At 39.9% G+C, this 20,305-nt stretch carries 26 protein-coding genes; 14 read left to right on the top strand and 12 right to left on the bottom strand.

The window, feature by feature from the left end; genetic code table 11:
- The first annotated feature begins 101 nt into the window (after positions 1 to 101).
- The 7 genes from N8N51_RS06215 to gggC all read left to right on the top strand — a co-directional run bounded on the left by N8N51_RS06215 (position 102) and on the right by gggC (position 6,057).
- On the top strand, positions 102 to 467 hold the full coding sequence (locus N8N51_RS06215) for a GntR family transcriptional regulator (RefSeq protein ID WP_000119149.1): 366 nt from the start codon (positions 102 to 104) through the stop codon (positions 465 to 467).
- 4 nt (positions 468 to 471) lie between these two features.
- Positions 472 to 1,167, top strand: a complete 696-nt coding sequence (locus N8N51_RS06210) for an ABC transporter ATP-binding protein (RefSeq protein WP_004256110.1) — start codon at positions 472 to 474, stop codon at positions 1,165 to 1,167.
- A gap of 15 nt (positions 1,168 to 1,182) precedes the next feature.
- Positions 1,183 to 1,947, top strand: a complete 765-nt coding sequence (locus N8N51_RS06205) for a hypothetical protein (RefSeq protein WP_261103811.1) — start codon at positions 1,183 to 1,185, stop codon at positions 1,945 to 1,947.
- A 268-nt stretch (positions 1,948 to 2,215) separates the two neighbouring features.
- Positions 2,216 to 3,079 (top strand): Rgg/GadR/MutR family transcriptional regulator, encoded by an 864-nt coding sequence (locus tag N8N51_RS06200; RefSeq protein ID WP_261103809.1) that lies wholly within the window; start codon positions 2,216 to 2,218, stop codon positions 3,077 to 3,079.
- Between the two features lie 77 nt (positions 3,080 to 3,156).
- A complete protein-coding gene (gene gggA, locus N8N51_RS10575; protein WP_447466043.1) occupies positions 3,157 to 3,264 on the top strand; it encodes a streptosactin in 108 nt (35 codons plus the stop codon).
- Between the two features lie 53 nt (positions 3,265 to 3,317).
- On the top strand, positions 3,318 to 4,517 hold the full coding sequence (gggB, locus tag N8N51_RS06195; protein ID WP_261103808.1) for a streptosactin maturase GggB: 1,200 nt from the start codon (positions 3,318 to 3,320) through the stop codon (positions 4,515 to 4,517).
- Entirely contained in the window at positions 4,510 to 6,057 is a 1,548-nt protein-coding gene (gggC, locus tag N8N51_RS06190; RefSeq protein WP_261103807.1) for a streptosactin export ABC transporter GggC, read from the top strand. Before gggB ends, gggC begins: the two co-directional genes overlap by 8 nt.
- A gap of 199 nt (positions 6,058 to 6,256) precedes the next feature.
- On the opposite strand, the gene N8N51_RS06185 is transcribed toward gggC, so the two are convergent.
- Both N8N51_RS06185 and N8N51_RS06180 read right to left on the bottom strand, forming a co-directional pair.
- Positions 6,257 to 6,952, bottom strand: coding sequence for an LrgB family protein (locus N8N51_RS06185; protein ID WP_261103806.1), 696 nt, complete (start codon positions 6,950 to 6,952; stop codon positions 6,257 to 6,259).
- Positions 6,949 to 7,323 (bottom strand): CidA/LrgA family protein, encoded by a 375-nt coding sequence (locus N8N51_RS06180; RefSeq protein ID WP_000781325.1) that lies wholly within the window; start codon positions 7,321 to 7,323, stop codon positions 6,949 to 6,951. Before N8N51_RS06180 ends, N8N51_RS06185 begins: the two co-directional genes overlap by 4 nt.
- Positions 7,324 to 7,607: 284 nt before the next feature.
- Between N8N51_RS06180 and N8N51_RS06175 the strand changes: the two genes are divergently transcribed.
- The 7 genes from N8N51_RS06175 (at position 7,608) to queF (ending at position 11,155) form a co-directional block, all read left to right on the top strand.
- Positions 7,608 to 7,988: a MarR family winged helix-turn-helix transcriptional regulator gene (locus N8N51_RS06175; RefSeq protein WP_261103805.1), complete on the top strand. Its 381-nt coding sequence runs from the start codon at positions 7,608 to 7,610 to the stop codon at positions 7,986 to 7,988.
- Positions 7,989 to 8,086: 98 nt separating this feature from the next.
- A complete protein-coding gene (locus N8N51_RS06170; RefSeq protein ID WP_000570256.1) occupies positions 8,087 to 8,308 on the top strand; it encodes a DUF4649 family protein in 222 nt (73 codons plus the stop codon).
- 15 nt (positions 8,309 to 8,323) lie between these two features.
- Positions 8,324 to 8,638, top strand: a complete 315-nt coding sequence (gene trxA, locus N8N51_RS06165) for a thioredoxin (protein ID WP_001029581.1) — start codon at positions 8,324 to 8,326, stop codon at positions 8,636 to 8,638.
- Positions 8,639 to 8,839: 201 nt separating this feature from the next.
- Positions 8,840 to 9,493, top strand: a complete 654-nt coding sequence (gene queC, locus N8N51_RS06160; protein ID WP_049552387.1) for a 7-cyano-7-deazaguanine synthase QueC — start codon at positions 8,840 to 8,842, stop codon at positions 9,491 to 9,493.
- Positions 9,493 to 9,936 carry a 6-carboxytetrahydropterin synthase QueD gene (gene queD / locus N8N51_RS06155; RefSeq protein WP_000464573.1) on the top strand — a complete coding sequence of 148 codons (444 nt, stop codon included), beginning with the start codon at positions 9,493 to 9,495 and terminating at the stop codon, positions 9,934 to 9,936. Before queC ends, queD begins: the two co-directional genes overlap by 1 nt.
- Positions 9,929 to 10,645 carry a 7-carboxy-7-deazaguanine synthase QueE gene (queE, locus tag N8N51_RS06150; RefSeq protein ID WP_261103804.1) on the top strand — a complete coding sequence of 239 codons (717 nt, stop codon included), beginning with the start codon at positions 9,929 to 9,931 and terminating at the stop codon, positions 10,643 to 10,645. The genes queD and queE overlap by 8 nt, the downstream gene beginning before the upstream one ends.
- An 18-nt stretch (positions 10,646 to 10,663) precedes the next feature.
- Complete coding sequence (gene queF, locus N8N51_RS06145; RefSeq protein ID WP_000082587.1) at positions 10,664 to 11,155, top strand: preQ(1) synthase; 492 nt, start codon at positions 10,664 to 10,666, stop codon at positions 11,153 to 11,155.
- A 163-nt stretch (positions 11,156 to 11,318) separates the two neighbouring features.
- Here the strand turns inward: queF and N8N51_RS06140 are convergent, their stop codons facing one another.
- From N8N51_RS06140 to N8N51_RS06095, 10 genes are all read right to left on the bottom strand, one after another.
- Positions 11,319 to 11,987, bottom strand: coding sequence for an MIP/aquaporin family protein (locus N8N51_RS06140; protein ID WP_261103802.1), 669 nt, complete (start codon positions 11,985 to 11,987; stop codon positions 11,319 to 11,321).
- A 105-nt stretch (positions 11,988 to 12,092) separates the two neighbouring features.
- Positions 12,093 to 12,884, bottom strand: coding sequence for a DUF2785 domain-containing protein (locus N8N51_RS06135; protein ID WP_261103800.1), 792 nt, complete (start codon positions 12,882 to 12,884; stop codon positions 12,093 to 12,095).
- Between the two features lie 246 nt (positions 12,885 to 13,130).
- Positions 13,131 to 14,927 (bottom strand): oligoendopeptidase F, encoded by a 1,797-nt coding sequence (gene pepF, locus N8N51_RS06130; RefSeq protein WP_261103799.1) that lies wholly within the window; start codon positions 14,925 to 14,927, stop codon positions 13,131 to 13,133.
- Between the two features lie 10 nt (positions 14,928 to 14,937).
- Complete coding sequence (locus tag N8N51_RS06125; RefSeq protein ID WP_261103797.1) at positions 14,938 to 15,681, bottom strand: 16S rRNA (uracil(1498)-N(3))-methyltransferase; 744 nt, start codon at positions 15,679 to 15,681, stop codon at positions 14,938 to 14,940.
- A gap of 1 nt (position 15,682) precedes the next feature.
- Positions 15,683 to 16,633, bottom strand: coding sequence for a 50S ribosomal protein L11 methyltransferase (gene prmA / locus N8N51_RS06120; RefSeq protein ID WP_125454907.1), 951 nt, complete (start codon positions 16,631 to 16,633; stop codon positions 15,683 to 15,685).
- Positions 16,634 to 16,648: 15 nt separating this feature from the next.
- Positions 16,649 to 17,545 carry a GIY-YIG nuclease family protein gene (locus N8N51_RS06115; protein WP_084888792.1) on the bottom strand — a complete coding sequence of 299 codons (897 nt, stop codon included), beginning with the start codon at positions 17,543 to 17,545 and terminating at the stop codon, positions 16,649 to 16,651.
- A complete protein-coding gene (locus tag N8N51_RS06110; RefSeq protein WP_084888794.1) occupies positions 17,546 to 17,974 on the bottom strand; it encodes an NUDIX hydrolase in 429 nt (142 codons plus the stop codon).
- A gap of 1 nt (position 17,975) precedes the next feature.
- On the bottom strand, positions 17,976 to 19,043 hold the full coding sequence (locus tag N8N51_RS06105; RefSeq protein WP_192855686.1) for a M50 family metallopeptidase: 1,068 nt from the start codon (positions 19,041 to 19,043) through the stop codon (positions 17,976 to 17,978).
- 18 nt (positions 19,044 to 19,061) lie between these two features.
- Entirely contained in the window at positions 19,062 to 19,532 is a 471-nt protein-coding gene (locus N8N51_RS06100; protein WP_045592523.1) for a DUF3013 family protein, read from the bottom strand.
- A gap of 292 nt (positions 19,533 to 19,824) precedes the next feature.
- A complete protein-coding gene (locus N8N51_RS06095) occupies positions 19,825 to 20,277 on the bottom strand; it encodes a type II toxin-antitoxin system HicB family antitoxin (RefSeq protein ID WP_084888798.1) in 453 nt (150 codons plus the stop codon).
- Positions 20,278 to 20,305 lie beyond the last annotated feature (28 nt).

Raw genomic sequence — 20,305 nt, 5'->3', positions numbered from 1 at the left:
TTTTAAGCGATTCCCAAAACAATTCTTCTTTTTGCTTGACAAGTTTTTTGTTTTGTTGTATTATTTAATTAAGACAAATAGATAACAGAAAGGAGACCAAGATGTCCTGGACATTTGACAATAAAAAACCCATTTATTTACAGATTATGGAGAAAATCAAGCTTCAGATTGTTTCCCATACACTGGAACCCAACCAACAACTTCCAACCGTGAGGGAACTAGCGAGCGAGGCTGGTGTCAATCCCAACACCATCCAAAGGGCCTTGTCAGACCTCGAACGAGAAGGATTTGTCTACAGTAAGCGAACAACTGGACGATTTGTGACCGAGGATAAGGAACTGATTGCCCAATCGCGCAAACAACTATCAGAAGAAGAATTGGAACACTTCGTTTCCTCCATGACCCATTTTGGCTATGAAAAAGAAGAACTACCAGGCGTAGTCGGCGATTATATTAAAGGAGTTTAAGCCTATGTCATTACTAGCATTTGAAAATGTATCCAAATCTTATGGAGCAACCCCAGCTCTTGAAAATGTTTCTCTTGACATCCCAGCTGGAAAAATTGTTGGTCTTCTTGGGCCAAACGGCTCAGGAAAAACAACCCTGATTAAACTAATCAATGGCCTCTTACAACCAGATCAAGGACGCGTCCTTATCAACGACATGGACCCAAGCCCAGCAACCAAGGCCATCGTAGCTTATTTGCCAGATACGACCTATCTCAATGAGCAAATGAAGGTCAAAGAAGCCCTAACCTACTTCAAAACCTTCTATAAAGATTTCAATCTAGAACGCGCCCATCATCTGCTTGCAGACCTTGGCATTGATGAAAATAGTCGTCTCAAGAAATTATCAAAAGGGAACAAGGAAAAGGTCCAACTGATTTTGGTTATGAGCCGTGATGCCCGCCTCTACGTTCTGGACGAACCCATTGGTGGGGTAGACCCTGCTGCTCGTGATTATATCCTCAATACCATTATCAACAACTACTCCCCAACTTCTACCGTTTTGATTTCTACCCACTTGATTTCTGATATCGAGCCAATCTTGGATGAAATTGTCTTCCTCAAAGATGGAAAAGTCGTTCGTCAAGGAAATGTAGATGACATTCGCTATGAGTCAGGTGAATCCATTGACCAACTCTTCCGTCAGGAATTTAAGGCCTAAGCAAAGGAGATTATTATGTTTTGGAATTTAGTTCGCTACGAATTTAAAAATGTTAACAAGTGGTATTTAGCCCTTTACGCTGCCGTGCTCATCCTTTCTGCCCTTATCGGGATACAAGCACAATCCTTAATCAAACTACCTGAAAAAAATCTATCTGTTCTACTTGTTTTTCTAGCTACTGTCTTTGGTGGTTTGATGATTACACTTGCGATTTCAACTATCTTCTTGATTATTAAACGATTCAAAGGAAGTGTCTATGACCGACAAGGCTATCTGACTTTAACCTTGCCAGTTTCTGAACACCATATCATCACAGCCAAACTAGTTGGTGCCTTTATCTGGTCTATTGTCAGCACTGCTGTACTAGCTCTAAGTGCTTTTATTGTTCTGACTCTAACGGCTCCAAATTGGTTTGCAACTTCTGACTTGATTCCATTTATAGAAACACACCTTCCTCAACTCTCTCTTATGGGGGTATCCTTCCTACTAAATACCATTTCTGGAATCCTCTGCATCTACTTGGCTATTTCCATTGGACAGCTTTTCAATGAATACCGTACTGCACTGTCAATTGTAGCCTACATTGGTATCCAAATCGTCGTTGGCTTTATTGAACTCTTCTATCGTTCTAACCCTGGTTTCTACTTCCCATCAACCTCTGGAGGAGCTGATCAATTCCAGATGGGCATTATCATGACTATTCTGGAAGAAGTTATTCTTATAGCCATCTACTATCTAGGAACTTATCACATCTTGCGAAACAAGGTTAATTTGCAATAGTTTCACAATCAAAAAGGATAACATCTATTTAAGAAAAACACAGAAAATCAAATTAATAAAAAATTGATTTTCTGTGTTTTTTAGATTATTGCTAACTAATTTTGGTTTTAGCCAACACCAATAACAATTATTGACTCTAGAATACATAGAACCATGGTTACAATCATCTTTTTATTCATATAAACAACCTCACTTTCTTTTTTATATATGATATAATATTTTGAAAACATACTAAAAAATTCCCATATAAGCAATTGAGGTAACACAAATGAAAAATTACGGAAAAATTTTTAAACAATTTAGAGAATCACGTGGATTAACATTAAAAGATGTTGCAAAACATGGTCTATCCACATCACATATTTCTAGATTTGAAAGAGAAAATTCTGATCTGACGATTAGTAAATTTATGCAGGCATTAGATGCTATTAATATGCCTGTCGAAGAATTTATGTATGCTGCAAATGACTTTCATCGGGATGAAATAAATGAATTATTAGAGCAAATTCGACTTCTAAGCTCTAAAAGAGATATTTCAGGAATGGAAAAACTACTTATTTCTCAACTTGAAAAGACTACCAAAAGAGAGAAATTCTATACTCTGAATACCATTCTAGTAAAAATTCGCTTACAAGATTTGTCAGAAAAAATCTATTACCATGAATCTGATATTAAATATCTATCTGACTATCTTTTTTCTGTGGAATACTGGGGATGCTATGAATTACTTTTGTTTATGAATACTCTAGATGTATTATCTCACCCTACTATGATGTGCTTATCAAGAGAAATGTGTCAACGTTCCGAATTCTACAGAGATTTACCACATTATCGTAGATTGCTTGCCACCATGTTACTAAATGGATATATCACGTGTATAGAAAGAGAGGAATTTTTAGATTCTTTATATTTTAAAAAGCAACTAAAACATTGTTATTTCACAGAAACTGAGATATATGAAAAATTAGTTTTTCACTATGCCGAAAACTTATATACTTTAAAAAAAGACAAAAATAAACGTTCTGTTTTAGAAATGAGAAAGTGCATAGCAACGATGAAGTTAGTCCACAGCGATAGCTTAGCAAAAAAATTTGAAAAACATTTAGCAAAGGTAATAGAAGAACTGAAATAATTTTCTTATATGGGAAAATTTTTAATTATTATTTCAAAAAGAGTATCATTAAATCATCAAATTAAGGAGGTGAAAATATGAGAACAGTGCAAATTATTGACCTTGAAGATCTATTAGATACAGATCAAACTTACTCCGTACCAGGTCATTGTGGTCCAAGCCATTCTTGTGGTGGTGGACGATAGTTTTCTATGAGACGAGTTCTCACTCGTCTCCTTTATTTTATAATGGTGATATTATGCTAAAAAAAATATATACTAGTATTGGGGATTATTATTTCGATAGTGATAAATTCACATTATCTACTTCTTCAGTAGAGGGAACTACCTCCTATAAGCCCCCCTACATCCCCAAAAATGTTTTACAAAAAATTGTTATTAACATATCTAACAGTTGCAATTTATCCTGTTCTTACTGTTATGCGGATGGTGGAAATTACGGCATGGATAATAAAATCATGACTCTAGATACTGCTGATAAGATTATTAACGAAGTCAAATTTAGAGGTATAACACAAATTAATAGACTTATCCTATTTGGTGGAGAACCTTTTCTTAATACTCAATTATTCGAATACATTATTAAAGAATTTTCCAAATTTACAACTATACTTAAAATAGAAACCGTGACTAACGGAACAGTACTAAATAATAATGTTAAAAAAATAATAGATAATTTCCAACCATATCTAACTATTAGTCTAGATGGTCCAGAATTTATACATGATAAATTAAGAGGTAAAGGTAGCCATCGTAAAACTACTAAATTTATCCACTATTTAAAAACTATAAACTACACTAATTTTGAAATTGCTTCAACATACACTAGACTACATCAATTACATTCTCTAAGTAGAGATGATATTTTCCAATATTTTACAAATATGGATGTACACTTTAACATCAATGACGTATTTAGTAAAAATAAGGTGCTTGTGGTTAAAGAAATGGAAAAAAGCTTAGTAGATAGGAAAAAATTCATTACTGATTCTATAAATAATATTGTTGAAAATAATGAAAAAGCTTTTATAAGTCCCATCTTATATGATGTTTTAATTTCTATGATTTATAAGAGTACTAATCATACATTCTGCGACGATATAGATCCTTCAAATACCATAACTTTTGATGTTGATGGTAGCAAAAAATTGTGTTTTAGATTTTGGGGAACTCATAATAGCTCTAAAGCAGAGCTATTTAATAATAAAGAATACTTCCAACAATGTAAAGATTGTTGGTGTAAAGGTATGTGTCTTGAATGCGTTGCCAATATCATTGATGGTTATTCTTCAGTAATTAACGAAGATGGACAATTTATAGAATGTCATAAGCCTGAATTAATGGAATATTGTATTAAAGAAATTATTTATCTTTCACAAGATCAATCCAAAATATCTAAACTCGTTAATAATTTCAAAAGGTTTATCCGCTATGCTTAAAAATTTCTTTTCCAAGAAGCACCTCGTGCTTTACTTCTTTTCTATTGCCATTACTTGGCTGGAAGCGATTATCACGCCAGCCCTTGTTCAAAATATTGTTGCTAGTTTTACCAATCAAGAACTAGGCCTTCTTTGGAAAGTTTTGATTTTAGGAATCCTTGGAAACCTCATCCTATTACTGGGTTTGGCTGGGAAACGCTATTACTACGCCCGTTTGATTACTGACTTCAAATATGGAATCAAGAGTGCTATTTTCAAGCGATTTTTAAACAGTTATGAGATTGATGAAAAGGATATTTTGTCTGACCTAGAAAACGACGTCAAGCAACTAGAAGAAAGCTATATTGAGCCAACGGTTATCATCATTTCTTCTCTGGGTTTTACCACTGTGTCCATTCTCTATGCCCTGTGGACCAATTTTTACCTGGGTTTGATTTTCATCCTCTTCTACTCCTTTCCTGTCCTCTGCAGTGCTATCGGATCAAAGCGTTTGGATTCACTTTCTGAAAAGCGGTCCACTGTTAACCAGAGCTACTTAGCAAGCTTGACAAATTTTATTGGTGGTAGCCAACAAATTCGCCATTATCAGGGGCAAGACTACTTTTTTGCTCGCTATCAAAAGCAATTACAAACCAGTCTAGATACCGAAATTAACTATGAAAAACAACGAACTTTAAACAGTCTCTTTATCAATAGCATCGATGCCTTTTGTTCTGTTACACCAATCGTCATTGGTGGATTTATGACCTACTATAATTATTTAGACGCGGCGAGTTTTGTGGCCATCTATCTAGTTTCCCATAATATCAGCTATCAATTCCAAGAGTTGGCTTACTTTACCAACACCCGAAAAGCAACTCGAAGTCTTCTCAACAAATACCAAAAACTTTTGGGTCAGTCTGACTCCATCTCGCCTAGAAGCATAGAAAATATTTTCCCTATCCAACTTGACACCATCTCCCTTGAAAAAGAGGGAAATAGTCTCTTATCTCCGATTTCCATACACATCAAGCAAGGAGAAAAAAATGCCATTATCGGGGAAAGTGGCTCTGGTAAAACAACCCTGCTCAATATCATTCATGGAGAAGAGACACCAACAAGTGGACAGATTAGCTTTGCTGGTCAGAACTTGTCACGTCAAGAAATCACAAGCTTTAGTTCCTATATCCTCCAAGATAGCCATTACTTTGACACGCTCTCTCTGGAAGATAATATCCTTCTGGGACTGGATAAAAATAAAGAGACTTTAAATCATATCCTCAAAAAAACAGGATTAGAACATTTGAAAAATCGAACGCTCAGCAATGATAGTCTGTCTGGTGGCGAGAAGCAACGCCTAGAAATCGCTCGCGCCCTCTACCATGATAGCCAACTCATCTTAGCAGATGAGATTAAGGCCAATCTTGACTCGGAAAATAGCAGAAAAATTAGCGACTTGCTCTTCTCCCTACCTCAGACAGTCATTGAAGTCATTCACCACTACACGGAAGAAGACTTAAAACACTATGACCAAGTCATTCATTTAAGCAAAGAAAAGTAATAGTCTATAACATACGATTTTAAAAAGCAAGGAACCCGAATTCCTTGCTTTTTATACTAAGAGCAAACTAGGAAACTAGCCGCAGGTTGCTCAAAACAGTGTTTTGAGGTTGTGAATAGAACTGACGAAGTCAGCTCAAAATACTGTTTTGAGGTTGCAGATGGAAGTTGACGCGGTTTGAAGAGATTTTCGAAGAGTATTAACTCAATATCAAACTAGCTACAATAGGGCTGACAAAGACATAGAGAATACCGGTGACACCGATAGCCAAACCACCCATAGCTCCTGCTACAGAGCCGTATCGGAAGGCTGTTCCCGTTCCAACTGCATGGCCTGTTCCTCCAAGAGAAAGACCAACAGCTACTGGGTCGTCAATTTTCAACCACTTCAAAAGGGTTGGGCCGATGACACTGGTTAAAATCCCAGTTGCGACTACAACGACCAAGGTCACAGTCGTCAAACCTTGCAATTTTTCTGTGATTCCCACTGCCATGGCGGTTGTCACTGACTTCGGAAAGAGAGAAATGGCTAGGAAAAAGTCCATTCTAAAAATCTTAGCCACAAGGGCTGTGAAAGAGGTATTAACAACTACTGCTAACAGACTACCAAAGAGAATACTCCGAGCATGGTGCTTCATCAAATGAAAACTCTTATAAAGCGGAATCCCTAGAGCAACAGTCGATGGGACAATCAAGTTGTTCAAATAAACCCCACCTTGGTAGTAATCTTGGTAAGAAATACCTGTCACTTTTAGAAAAATGATAATGAAAATGGCTGACAAAAGCAAGGGCGTTGTCAAAGGATGGGGAAAACGTCTGTAAATCATCATTCCTACTAGATAAGCTAGGATAGACAGGGCAAGCCCAAACAGGGGATTGGAAACAAATTCACTCATTTGGCATCTCCTTTCTCATAATCTCCCTCAAACCGTCGTTTGATAAACTGAACCACCAAAGCAATGAGGATAATATTGATGACCGCTGCAAAAAAGACAATCAAAACAATTGGCAAAAGATAGGGAGCAATCACATCAAACTTCTCCATGATTCCCACTGCTGGCGGCAAAAAGAGAATGGTCATATTGGCCAGCAAGAAATTCCCCACCATATTGACATGTCTAGTTCTCAGCCACTTGAATTGCAAGGCTAGAAAGAGAATAATCAAACCGATAATACTGCCTGGGATAGGCAAATGAAAGAAACTGGAAATCCCCTCTCCGATTAGAGAAATCACAAAGAGAATCATTAATTGAACATATAATTTCATCCTATACTCCACGAAATAGACTTCTTGCATACCAGTTTACTCTTTTTTCAGAAAATTTCAAGGAAATGCACAAGAGATAATGAAAATTAGAAATAGAAAGGGGATACAAACAATTCTTGACTTGTGAAAATAGGCATGATTTAGGATAAAAGATGCCTGCGTCCTTCTTGCCAGCTCTTTTGAAAAGTAGTATAATTATTGCATGCGCAATCATCTTGTGATGCAGAGACTGTCCGTGAATGGACATTCTTCTATGTTATAACTCTAAAAAGAAAGGAGATACTATGACCTACTTGGAAAAATGGTTTGACTTCAATCGGCGTCAGAAAGAAATTGAAAGTCTCTTAGAAGAGACTGTTGCTAATCAGAGTGAACAAAGTCTGACCTTGAAAGAGTTTTACCTGCTCTACTATCTGGACTTGGCCCAAGAAAAATCTCTAAGACAGATTGATTTGCCTGATAAACTTCATCTGAGCCCGAGCGCTGTTTCTCGGATGGTGGCTCGCTTAGAAGCTAAAAATTGTGGTCTACTCAGTCGCAGGTGCTGTGATCAAGATAGGCGCTCTAGCTTTATCTGCCTGACAGGTGATGGGCAAAAGACACTGGCCTCGCTACAAAAGGCTGTCGAAGAAAGCTTGGAAACTGGTTTGGATTTCTTGCTTTAAGATGATTTTAGAAAAAAGTTGCGTGCGCAATCATTTTTCTTGACATTCTCTTTTACAAGGAGTAAAATAAAGTCATCATTAAACAAAGGAGTTTTAAAATGATTGAAATTACTTATCTAGATGCCAGCAAGAACGAAAGAACTGTGACTTTCGAGTCTTATGAAGATTTTGATCGTTCACAACAAGCTTGCCTTATCGGCGTCGCAGACTACTACCCTGTCCAAAAATTGACTTACAACGGTCATGATTTGGACTACCATGGGACTTATGGAGATGTCTTCTTCTATCTCATGAAACAAGATTTAAGCCAATATAACTAAAAAAGGAGAAATACAATGGCAAAAGCAATTACAGATGCAACATTCGAACAAGAAACAAAAGACGGTTTGGTCTTAGTAGACTTCTGGGCAACTTGGTGTGGTCCATGTCGTATGCAAGGTCCAATCTTGGACAAATTGTCTGAAGAACTTTCAGAAGATGTTTTGAAAATCGTTAAAATGGACGTTGATGAAAATCCAAACACAGCTCGTGCTTTTGGAATCATGTCTATCCCAACTCTTCTCTTCAAAAAAGACGGCCAAGTTGTCAAACAAGTTGCTGGTGTACACACAGCAGAACAAATCAAGGCCATCGTTGCTGAATTGAGCTAATAAAACGAGAGACCAAGTACTTGCTTTGGTCTCTTTTTTCTTGCCCTTTGCCATTTTTCAAAAAATATGCTAGACTGTAAGTAGAATATTACGATGTTTGGGACATGCCATCGCTAAAAAAAACCTTAACTTGGTATTTTTTAGCTCCCTCAAGGGAGCTTTTTGCGTGCTCTGAACATTTCTCATTTCGGAAGGAGTACTATGAAACGTCAATCAGCCTTGGTCGTCTTTAGTGGCGGTCAAGATTCTACAACTTGCCTCTTTTGGGCTAAAGAACACTATGAAACGGTCGAAGCCGTTACCTTTGCCTACGGTCAACGCCATCATCTCGAAATTCAAGTCGCTAAAGAAATCGCCAAGGAACAGGGTATTCGTCATCACATCCTAGATATGTCTCTGCTGGGGCAAATCACTGAAAATGCCTTGACCTCTGATCTGGAAATTGAGCAAAAAGAGGGAGAGGTTCCCAATACCTTTGTTGACGGTCGCAACCACCTCTTTCTATCCTTTGCAGCAGTTCTTGCCAAGCAACGAGGTATTAAAGACATCGTGACAGGTGTCTGCGAGACAGACTTCTCAGGCTACCCTGACTGCCGTGATGTCTTTGTCAAATCCCTCAATGTCACCCTCAACCTGGCCATGGATTACGACTTTGTTATCCAAACACCTCTCATGTGGCTGGACAAGGCTGAAACTTGGGAGTTGGCTGATCAACTCGGTGCCTTTGACTATGTTCGTGAAAAGACCTTGACCTGCTACAACGGGATTATCGGAAGTGGCTGTGGAGATTGCCCAGCCTGCCATCTACGTCAACATGGTCTAGATGTTTATCTCTCACAGAAAGGAGAGGCCTAATGTTTTTCGCACCCAAAGAAATCAAACAGGAAACCGGAGAGTCTCTTGTCTACAATCCTCACAGAACCTTGGTATCAAAAGAGTTTACCTTCGATGCTGCTCACCATCTCTTTCACTATGAGGGAAAATGCAAATCCCTTCATGGTCACACCTATCATCTGCAGATTGCTGTCAGTGGATTTTTAGATGAACGTGGCATGACCTACGATTTCGGAGACATCAAAGCGATCTACAAGAACTACTTAGAGCCCCACTTGGATCATCGTTATCTCAATGAGACTCTTCCCTATATGAACACGACTGCTGAAAATATGGTTTACTGGATTTTCCAAACCATGAACCAAGAGTTGCCAGACGAGCGCGGTCTCCGTTTGGAATACGTTCGCCTCTATGAGACTCCGACTGCCTTTGCAGAGTTTAGACGGGAGTGGTTAGATGACTAGGGAACGTGTCCTCAAACTACCAGTTCTGGAAATTTTCGGCCCAACTTTTCAAGGTGAAGGTCGTGCTATCGGGCAGAAAACCATGTTTGTCCGCACTGCTGGTTGCGACTACCACTGCGACTGGTGCGATTCTGCCTTTACTTGGGATGGCTCTGAAAAACCAACTCGTATGACAGCTGACGAAGTCATTGCTGCTTTGGATAAATTAGGGAGCTACGACTATGTAACCCTGTCTGGGGGAAATCCTGCTATCCTAGCAGCCAACATGGCTGAACTCGTCACTAAACTCAAGGAACGTGGTGTCACTCTAGCTGTTGAGACCCAAGGCTCCCGCTGGCAAACTTGGTTGAAAGACATCGACCAAGTTACTCTCAGTCCCAAACCTCCTTCATCCAAGATGGAAGTCAACTTTGAGACCTTGGACTTTATCGTTTCCCAACTGGATCCAGACAAGGTCACCTTTAAAATCCCTGTCTTTGATGATGCAGATTTGGTCTTTGCCAAAGGGATTCAAGAGCGCTACCAACCAGATGTCCTCTTCTTATCGGCTGGAAATCCTGAGCCCAAGGCCACAGGCAATATTATCCAAGATCAACTGGACCGTCTCAAAGAACTCTGGGAAAGCATCGCTGCCGACGATAGCTGGGGCAATGTCCGCGTCCTTCCTCAACTCCATACCCTCCTCTACGATAACCAACGTGGTGTTTAAGATTAGAAAGAAAAAATCATGTCACAACAAGAAGAAATGAAAAACCTCAGCCTACTAGGAAACAAAGAAACCAACTACATTTTCGAATATCAACCAGAAGTCCTCGAATCCTTTGACAATCGTCATGTGGAAAATGACTATTTTATCAAATTTAACTGTCCTGAATTTACCTCGCTTTGCCCAATCACTGCTCAACCAGACTTTGCGACCATTTATATTTCCTACATTCCTGACAAGCTCTGTGTCGAGTCAAAATCCCTCAAACTTTATCTCTTTAGCTACCGAAACCACGGAGATTTCCACGAAAACTGTATCAACACCATTGGGAAAGACTTGGTCAACTTGCTAGACCCTCGCTATTTGGAGGTTTGGGGAAAATTCACACCGCGCGGTGGCATTTCAATCGATCCCTACTACAACTACGGTAAGCCAGGAACTAAGTATGAAGGCTTGGCAGAACAACGCCTCTTCCAACACGACCTCTATCCAGAGAAAATTGACAACCGTTAATACTCTTCGAAAATCAAATTCAAACCGCGTCAACGTCGCCTTGCCGTACTCAAGTACAGCCTGCGGCTAGTTTCCTAGTTTGCCCTTTGATTTTCATTGAGTATAAACAGATAAGAAAAAGCCCTGTTCCTCAAATCGAGGAGCAAGGCTTTTTGAGTTTCAATTATTCTTCTGTTCCAAGGAAGTTTTTAGCAACAAGGGCTGCAAGAATCCCACCAACGATTGGAGCAAGGATGAAAATCCATACTTGTTGAAGGGCTGAGCCACCTACCAAGACAGCTGGTGCCAAACTACGAGCTGGGTTTACTGAAAGCCCAGTGATATTCAATCCAACAAGAATCATCGCCATCAATGACAAACCGATTACCAAACCAGCAATCGCGCTATTGCCCTTGCTTGCTGATGTCACAGTCATGATAACCAAGACAAACAAGAAAGTTGCGATTGTTTCAAACAAGAATCCACCAAAGACAGTGACTCCGTTTGCCAAGGCATTTTCACCAAGACTAGCAGTTGACATCCCTGAGTTAGCCAAGAGGAAGAATACAGAAGCAGATGCTAAGAAAGCTCCAACTACTTGTCCAAGGATGTAGTTTACAAGCTCTGAAGATGACAAACGTTTGTTTACAAACATAGCAATCGAAACAGCTGGGTTCAAGTGAGCACCTGAAATAGTTCCGATTGAGTAAGCTGCAACTACGATTGCCAGACCAAAGGCAAAGGCGATTCCAAGGTGACCAAGGCCATCAAGACCATTTCCAAAAACAACAGCTCCTGTCCCAACGAACACAAGCATGAAAGTACCGATTAATTCAGCGACAAATTTTTTCATTTTCTTTCTCCTTTTTTCAAAAACTAAATACTAGTCTATCAAAAGAGGGAAAGGGTTTCAAGAAAATTGTTTGGAAAGTCTTTCGAAAATCTGACTCGCTTTTTATTAGTATTGAAAAGACTGGATAGCTTCTTTCAAGTCATCTTGTAAACTATTTCTCTGATCAAGTTGGACATAGACTTCCAACAGACAGGATCTGAAGTTGGAAAATTTATAAAAATCTTCCCTTTCTTCTATCGGAAAGTCAACAGCTTTTATCCAAGAAGCTACTTGCTCTTGCTCCAACTTCCCTTGTAAAATAGGTTCATAGATTACTCTTGCTAAACGCCAATCCTCATCATCTGTAAAGCGAATCGAAATTCTTTTAAATAGTTGGCCAAGTATATCAAATACTTCATGAACTCTGTTTTTAGGAAAGTCTGGATGACAAACCACCTCTGTCAGTAAATCGGCTCCATGTGCAAAAGCATGAACCCAACCATACTGACTTGAAAAACCCGTTGTATCCTTTTCTTTTGAAAGATAATACAAACCTTGATTTAAAAGGACATTACGAATTCCTGCATTTAATCCCTGATAAAAAATCGATTGCTGGTTGGCATCCGCAGACAAGAGATTTGCATAAATAAGCGCCCTAAAAGAACGTTCAAGGGTTGACAGACCTACCTTATCAATCTCTTTGTCTAGTCCTCCATCAGATAAAATTTCCTCAGCAATGAAATAAAATTGTTCCTGTGTAAATAGCTCTTCCTGAATCCCTCTAGCAAAGCTTGTAAAAACAAGGTCATCACGAATTTCTGGAGAAGGATCTCCCAAATGGTCAAGCAACCACTGGATTTCTTCCTCATGATAACTTGGTCTTTCTTCAGATATTTTTCTGAGTAACTCTTGATACATGGTCAATACCTCTACATTTCTAGCAACTTATCAAAAAGCCATTCTTAAATAACTCAATATTGCTCTCTCAATTAAATACGATCTGATAGAAAATGAAGCAAATAACTATCAATAGCAACTCTACAGCAAGTTCAAATTTAACACCACGACCTTCAACGGCATTTTTGAAAATAGCTATAGCTAAGCTAAATAGAATGACGCTTAACAAGCCCATAAACATCATTCTAGAACAACCTTTCTATTCCCCTACTCTCCCAACTGGGCACTGTAGGCGATAATCTGGTCAACCGTGTCTGACAAGAATTGAATGGTATCACGGAGTGGTTTATCTGTTGAAATATCAGCTCCGATAATCATAGCTGACTCAAGCGGTGTCTTGCTACCACCCGATTTGAGGAGATTGAGCCAATCTTCAGCTCCAGTTTCAGAGTTTTTAAGATGGAGGTAACCTGCAGTCGAGATTACTAGCCCTGCTGAGTAAGTGTAACTATACAAGCCCATGTAATAATGAGCTTGGCGCATCCAAGTCAGAGCTGCATCATCGTCAATTTCAATAGCATCTCCCCAGAAATCGGTCAAAACTTCCTTCATAATGCTGTTAAGTTTGCTTGCTCCGAAGGTTTCTCCTTCTTCAATCAATGTATAAACCTTGCGCTGGAAGGCTGCTTCCAAGAGGTGGGTGATAAAGTTATGGAAGTAGGTGTCTGTCAAACGGTGCGCAAGAGCAAAGCGTTTTTGACGCGGATCATCAGACTGATGTTCCAAATAATCACTGAGGAGCAACTCATTAAAGGTTGATGGCGCTTCAACGTAATAAGTAGACATGTGGGCATTAAAGTAACTCTGATGATTGTCAGAAAAGATAAATTGACCAGAATGCCCGATCTCATGAATCAAAGTATAGACATCGCTCAAACGGCCTGTCCAGCTCATAAGGACATATGGGTGCACGCGATATGGATCCGTTGCATATCCCCCAGAATCCTTGCCACTATTAGCAGCGAAGTCCACCCAACGTTCTTCTTGATAGCGAGCAACTTCCTGACAATATTCTTGTCCCAATGGTGCGACTGACTTCATGACCAAATCATAGGCATCGTCAATAGTCACTTCAGGATTAAGAGCGCTATCCAAATCCAATTTCCAGTCTGCAAAGGTCATCTTTTCAAGACCATTGACCTTGGCAACATGCTTGAGGTATCTCTGAGCGACTGGCGCAAAGTCCGTCATGATAAGGTCAATCTGACGATCAAACATAGCACGGTCCACTTCTTGCTCAGCTAGAAGATAGTCAAAAACCGAGTCGTAGCCCTTCATATCAGCCAAGAGTTTTTCCGACTTGACTTGAGCTAGATAGGCTGCAGCAGCTGTATTCTGGTGCTTGCGAAGGCCTTCTGAGAAGGAACGGAAGGATTTCTCACGAACCTCAGCGTCTTCGTGGTTTTGGTAGAAATTCTCATAAGTTACAAAGCTGTTTTTGTAGGTCTTGCCATGGGCTTCAAAGTCAGCCATTTCGAAATCCCCAGCTCGCATCTTAGTGTAAATGTCCTGTGGACTGTAGAAAACTTCACCGAGATTGGTCAAGGCCTTCTCCACATCAGCTCCTAGATAGTGGGCTTTTTTGATTTTGGCCTGACGAATGGCAGCTGTTAAATGTGGCAATTTACCTAAACGGTCCAAGACTTCCTCGTCTGCTGCCACCAAGGCATCGTCAAAGAAGGTAAGGGCTACGCTAGCGTCTGTTTCAAATTCCATCCCAGCTTGGGCAATATTGGCAAATTCGTCATTGCTATAATCTGTCGTCTGAGGCATAAAACCATAGTTACCAATATGGCTCATCTGAATGTAGATTTGTTCCAATTCCGCAAAGGCCTTTTCAAAATCCTCAAAAGTATGAAGATTACCCTTGTAATCACGGCTAAACTGGTTGATGTCTTCGCGAGCCTTCTCGATCGCACGCAAGAAATCCTCACGGTCTTGGTATAGGGCAGTTAAGTCCCAAAGTTCCTTTTCTGGAAATTCTGAACGGTGTTTTTGTTCCATTTTCTTCCTCTTATTTCTCTAATTCTAATAAAACACTAAGGGCTGATAAGGCGTAAAGCGGTGCAGTTTCTGCTCGCAGAATGCGAGGGCCAAGCCCTGCCAATACTGCTCCCTTAGCTTCAAAACTTTCGATTTCTGCAGGTGAGAGACCACCCTCTGGACCAAAGATAAAGAGCAATTTGGCTCCTTTTTCAAGACCAGAGACCGCTTGTAAAAGCGCAGCGCTTTCTCCTTCTTTAGCTGATTCTTCATAGGCCACTACGATAGAGTCAAACTGGTCAAGTTGGGCTAGGAAGTCTGCTTTATTCTCGAAAAGCTGGATACTTGGGACACGATTTCGCTTGCTTTGTTCTGCTGCTCCAAGGGCAATTTTTTCTAGTTTTTCAACCTTTTTACCCAATTTTTTGCCATCCCATTTGGCGACCGACCAATCGGCAGGAAAGGCCCAGATTTGGCTGGCACCCAGCTCGGTTACTTTTTGAGTGATAAACTCCAGCTTGTCCCCCTTGGGAAAGCCGGATGCAATGGTCACTTGGACTGGCAGTTCCACATTGCCAGCCAATTCTTGGACCAACTCAAACTGACGGGCTTCCACATCCAGCACACGCGCCAAGCGCTTAATTCCATCATCAAAGACCAAAGTAACCTCATCATCTTCTTTCAAGCGCATAACCTGAAACATATGCTTGCTGGTTTCCCTGTCCTCGATGGTGACAGGAGAGATAGCACTGCCTTTGACAAAATACTGTTGCATGCTAGCCTCCAATCACGCCGGAAATATCCTTAGTTTTTTTGAAAACACAGGCATTCCATTCCCCTTGAATCATGTGGGTTTCAAGGAAAAATCCAGCTGACTCAGCCGACTCGCGCACCATGTCCCACTTATCCTTAATAATTCCACTCATGATGAGGTAGCCTTCGTCCTTAACCAAACGATAGGCATCGTCTGTCAGATGAATGAGGATATCCGCCAAGATATTAGCCACGATGACATCTGCCTCAATCTCAACACCCTTAAGCAAGTCTCCTGCTGCTACATGGATGTTTTCCATACCAGGGTTGAGTTCAATATTTTCCTGAGCAACACGAACTGCCACATCATCTAGGTCATAGGCGAAAATTTCCTTAGCACCAAGTAGCGAGCTGGCAATAGAGAGAACCCCTGAACCAGTACCCACATCTAGCACTGTTTCCCCACCACGAAGAACCTGCTCCAAGGCAAAGAGGCTCATCTTAGTGGTTGGATGGGTCCCCGTACCAAAAGCCATACCTGGATCCAGCTTGATAATCTTTTCCCCAGCAGTCGCCTCATAGTCCGTCCAAGACGGCACGATGGTCAAATCATGAGTGATACGAGCTGGTTCATAGTATTTCTTCCAGTTGTCTGCCCAGTCTTCCTCAGCCAAGGCAGTCGTCCCCATCTTGACCTCTCCCAAGTCCATAAAATCAGTTAGTTCCGCGAGACGGGCCTGCAAGTCTGCCTCAACCGTTGCTACATCAACCGTATCAGGGTAGTAGGCTGTCACTACGATTTCTTCTTGCTGCTCAACCTCTGGGAAAATCTCGCCGAAGCGGTCAACATTTCCCACATAGTCCATACTATCTTCGATCGCAACACCTTGCGCTCCCAGCTCAATCAAGAGATTGGAAACCAACTCCTCTCCCTCACGCTTGACTGTAACTTTTAACTCTTGCCATGTTTCCATTATGTATTTTCCTTATCAATCTATTAATTCTTCCAATTCTTTTAAAGTTCTTCCATCCTGATTTTTCCAATCAGTTCGACCGTTCGTTTGCATACCCAGCAAAAAAGCCGCTGCATAAGAAGGGCTAGAAAAGAGTTGTTTTTCTTTTAACACCCCATCTTGAATGATCCGAGAAGCTATTAAATTCTGACGCATTTCTTTTAAACTTGCTGGAAGGTATGGAGAATCCTTTATTTCTACTTGACTTCCTTCTAAAACAACAAAACCTTCAGTTGTCCGTTCATAAGTTGCTTCTATTACTTTGTTAGATTTCTTAGTTTTACGCTTTAAATAAAGATAAGTTGAATGATTATCAGTCAAATCTTGACTAACTTTCTTTGTCATTGGAATAAAAACACGATAACCTAAAGTTCCAATAATCATTAGCGTATTTTCAACAATTTCATCCAGTTCAGATTCCTTTTCCTCAGTCACATTACCAGGATTTGGATCATTCCCATTTTTCACAATGTAGCGACCAGCTTCTTTAGCAAGTTGAGTAAATTTATTTTCCAAATAGCTAATTTCTGTTGGACCAAAAGAATTATTTTGAGTTGTTAGAATGATGACGTCATTAAAATAATCTGCGTGAGTATCGCGGGTATGCTCTTGAATTCGCAACAATACCCCTTCACCATTTTTCCGAGTTGTCGCCTGACCAATATAGGTCACATCTTTCTGTTTATCTTCATCTCGACCAAATAAGAAATAAATACCACTTTGTTTCATTTCATCACGCGACTTCAAATCTCCCAACTGAATACGAGGTATTTTGTAAATCACTCCCGTCCAATTTGACAAAGTACATTTGATTTTTCCAGTCACTTCACCATCCATGAGAAACATATTGATATTTTTGCTACGCTTCGCCATTTATCGAACTTCCTCCAAATAATCTCTCACTCTATTCTGCAACTGAGGTACAACTTGACTGGAACTAAGAAATTCCTCAACATTCATGAGCTGATAGCCCTGTCCTTCATCTCCAAATACGATACTGTCAAACTGGTTCTGTGTTAACTGACCAACTAGAAAAACGGACTGTTTGTCTGTAAAAAGCATACTTGGATAAACCTTACTCCAAAGCAGACAATCCTCAGTCAAATGAATGCCCAGTTCCTCAAAAACTTCACGCTCCACGCACTCAAAAGGACTTTCATCCCCTTCGCGTCCCCCACCGGGCAGTTCCCACATATTGGGCCAGGGAATACTTGCCTTATCATCGCGTAAGATGGTCAAGAGCTTATCCCCACAAAACAAAGCAATCTTACAACCTGTGAAATCAGAAATCTCTATTTCCATATTAGACTCCTTCGGTTAATTCCTTTTCCAGCTCGGCTAACCAGTTTTCATAATAGCGTTTCTCGTCCCTCAACATTCGACTACTATCCATTTTCTGCTTAGCAATCTTCATAGCCTTGTGAGTTTGAACTACATCTTTCCTTACCTTAAATTGATACCAAGATTGAATGACCTGCATATCTGCTGTTTTTATAGATAAAAAGGATTTGACCCCTCGAATACTTGCATATTCTTCCGCTTTCTTATTATCTCCTTCTATCAGAGCAATTTGAAGAAGGTATAATTGAGAAATAGTTTTAGACATTGGATTGTCTGTTTTCTCTAACACAGACTGAAACTGTTGCTTTGCAAGCTCTATATTATCATCCAATATGAATACCAATCCCTGAAGAGTCTGAACACTTTCTGCAAAACTCCCTCTCGCCTCCTCATCAACAGGTATGATAAAGTCTTTTAAATCATATTCTTGAGGAGCTAGCAAGGTCTGGGCAGAATGCCTCAACATCAAGTAGGCGAATTTCGTATTTTCAGGGTATTGTAGCAATTCCCAAATTTTTGCGCCATCGGTGATGCCGACTGGCAAAATGTTATTTAGGAAGAAAGACAAATTAAGAAAAATCCAAGTCCCTGCAAAATACCAGCTTCTTGTCAAAAATCCAAACACTATCGCCAATAATATCAAGCTGAGATGAACCATCAAGCCTCCTGAAAGCATCAGGATGATTCTTTGATCGCTTTCATCCTCTTTTAAACCAATGTATTGAGCACCAACATTTTTCAGAATGGCTGTTCTACTAAGACGAAACTTGCCTGACTTTTTGGTCAAAATAAAATGTCCTAATCCAAAAGCCACCAGCCGATAGCCTGTCAAGTAGCCACAAAAAGCATGTCCCAGCTCATGAAGAATAAAGATTAAATATATACTTAGAAGAGCGAAGGAATAACCAAAAGTAAAGACTAAAACTGCGGAATACCCCAACTCTGCAAATGCGATTGTTCCACAAGCAAAAGCCAGCATAATAAAGACAACAGCTAGCACATAAACCAAATAAATCCCAATTTTCTTCATAACATTTCCAACCAACTCCTAGTATCTCGGATAAGGATAAAACTCTCCCTCTTCCAAACCTACTTTTCCTTCTTCAAAGACTTCTTGGTTCCATTCCATGACAAATTCTTCTGCTTCTGGGTCTTCCAAAAAGTCCATAAGGGCATCTAGCCCAACCTCAGCAGTATCTTTAAGGAAAAGAGCAAAATATGCTAAAAATTCACGAGAAAATCCTTTTTTTGGAAGATAAGGTATGACAGTCAAATAGTCTTCCTCATTGACGGTTGATTTGGCAGGATTGTAGAAAAGAACTGCTTCTTCAAAGAGAATGTCATCTGACGAAACCTCTCCGTCCTCATCCACCATCTCCACACCTGTAGCGTTTTGCGCTTCCAATAGAAAACTCACTTCAACTGCGTGGTTACGCTTGTCCCAACTAATCTCAAAGTCAAAGGGAAAGTTCTTCTCCAACTCTTCCTCTAAAACATCTAAAAATCCATATGTTGCCATTTTGTCCTCTTTCTATGCGACTCTTAAATCGCCCCGATTGCTCGGAAATATGCTAAAATAGATACTACCATCTTACCACAAAATTATTTTATGTCCTAATTATACCATATTACCTCATTTAAACCCTTGGTATTAGTGATTTTCTTAAACGGTTGATTTCCTTATTTTTTCCAAAAACTCAACACAAAAAGCCCTCGAAAGGGCTAGCAAATCTATAGGATCAATAGACAAGTAACCAGCACAATTAGGAGTGCTTTTTTTATTGACTATTCCCACGATGTCACACTTAATCTTAGGCTTGAATTTTCTTATCTGCAATAGCGTCTGTCAAAGTCTGAGAAAAGTTAAGTCCCATTTCTCGTCCCAACTTATCTGCCCATCTTGGTATGGTCAAGGTCTTTTTAATGGGTTCCTGACTTCCTAAATACTCTGATACATCAACAGATACCATAGAAATAAAAGATTTATCAAGGTCATAGGTTGACACGAAATCTTCATCATCTTTAAAAGGATCATTATCAATTAAAGACAAGCTATTGATATCTGATGGCTGGGGCAAGTCTTCATCACTCTCTATCAAATCTGCAACAGTTATGCCTAACCACTCTGAACCCATAGCCAGAGCCTCAGAAATCCCCTCTCCTTGTGTCGCTGAGTATTCAAAATCCGGGAAATGGACAAAATAAGTCGCTTCTGCTCCGTCTGTATCGTCATAATAAAATAAAGCTGGATACGTAACTAACATCTCACTACCTCCATATCAAAAAGCAGGG

It is taken from the genome of Streptococcus mitis (genome assembly GCF_946188685.1).
GTDB classification, from domain to species: domain Bacteria; phylum Bacillota; class Bacilli; order Lactobacillales; family Streptococcaceae; genus Streptococcus; species Streptococcus mitis_CC.
Note: the sequence above shows the minus strand (reverse complement) of the source record. Positions and strands in the feature narration are given on the sequence as shown.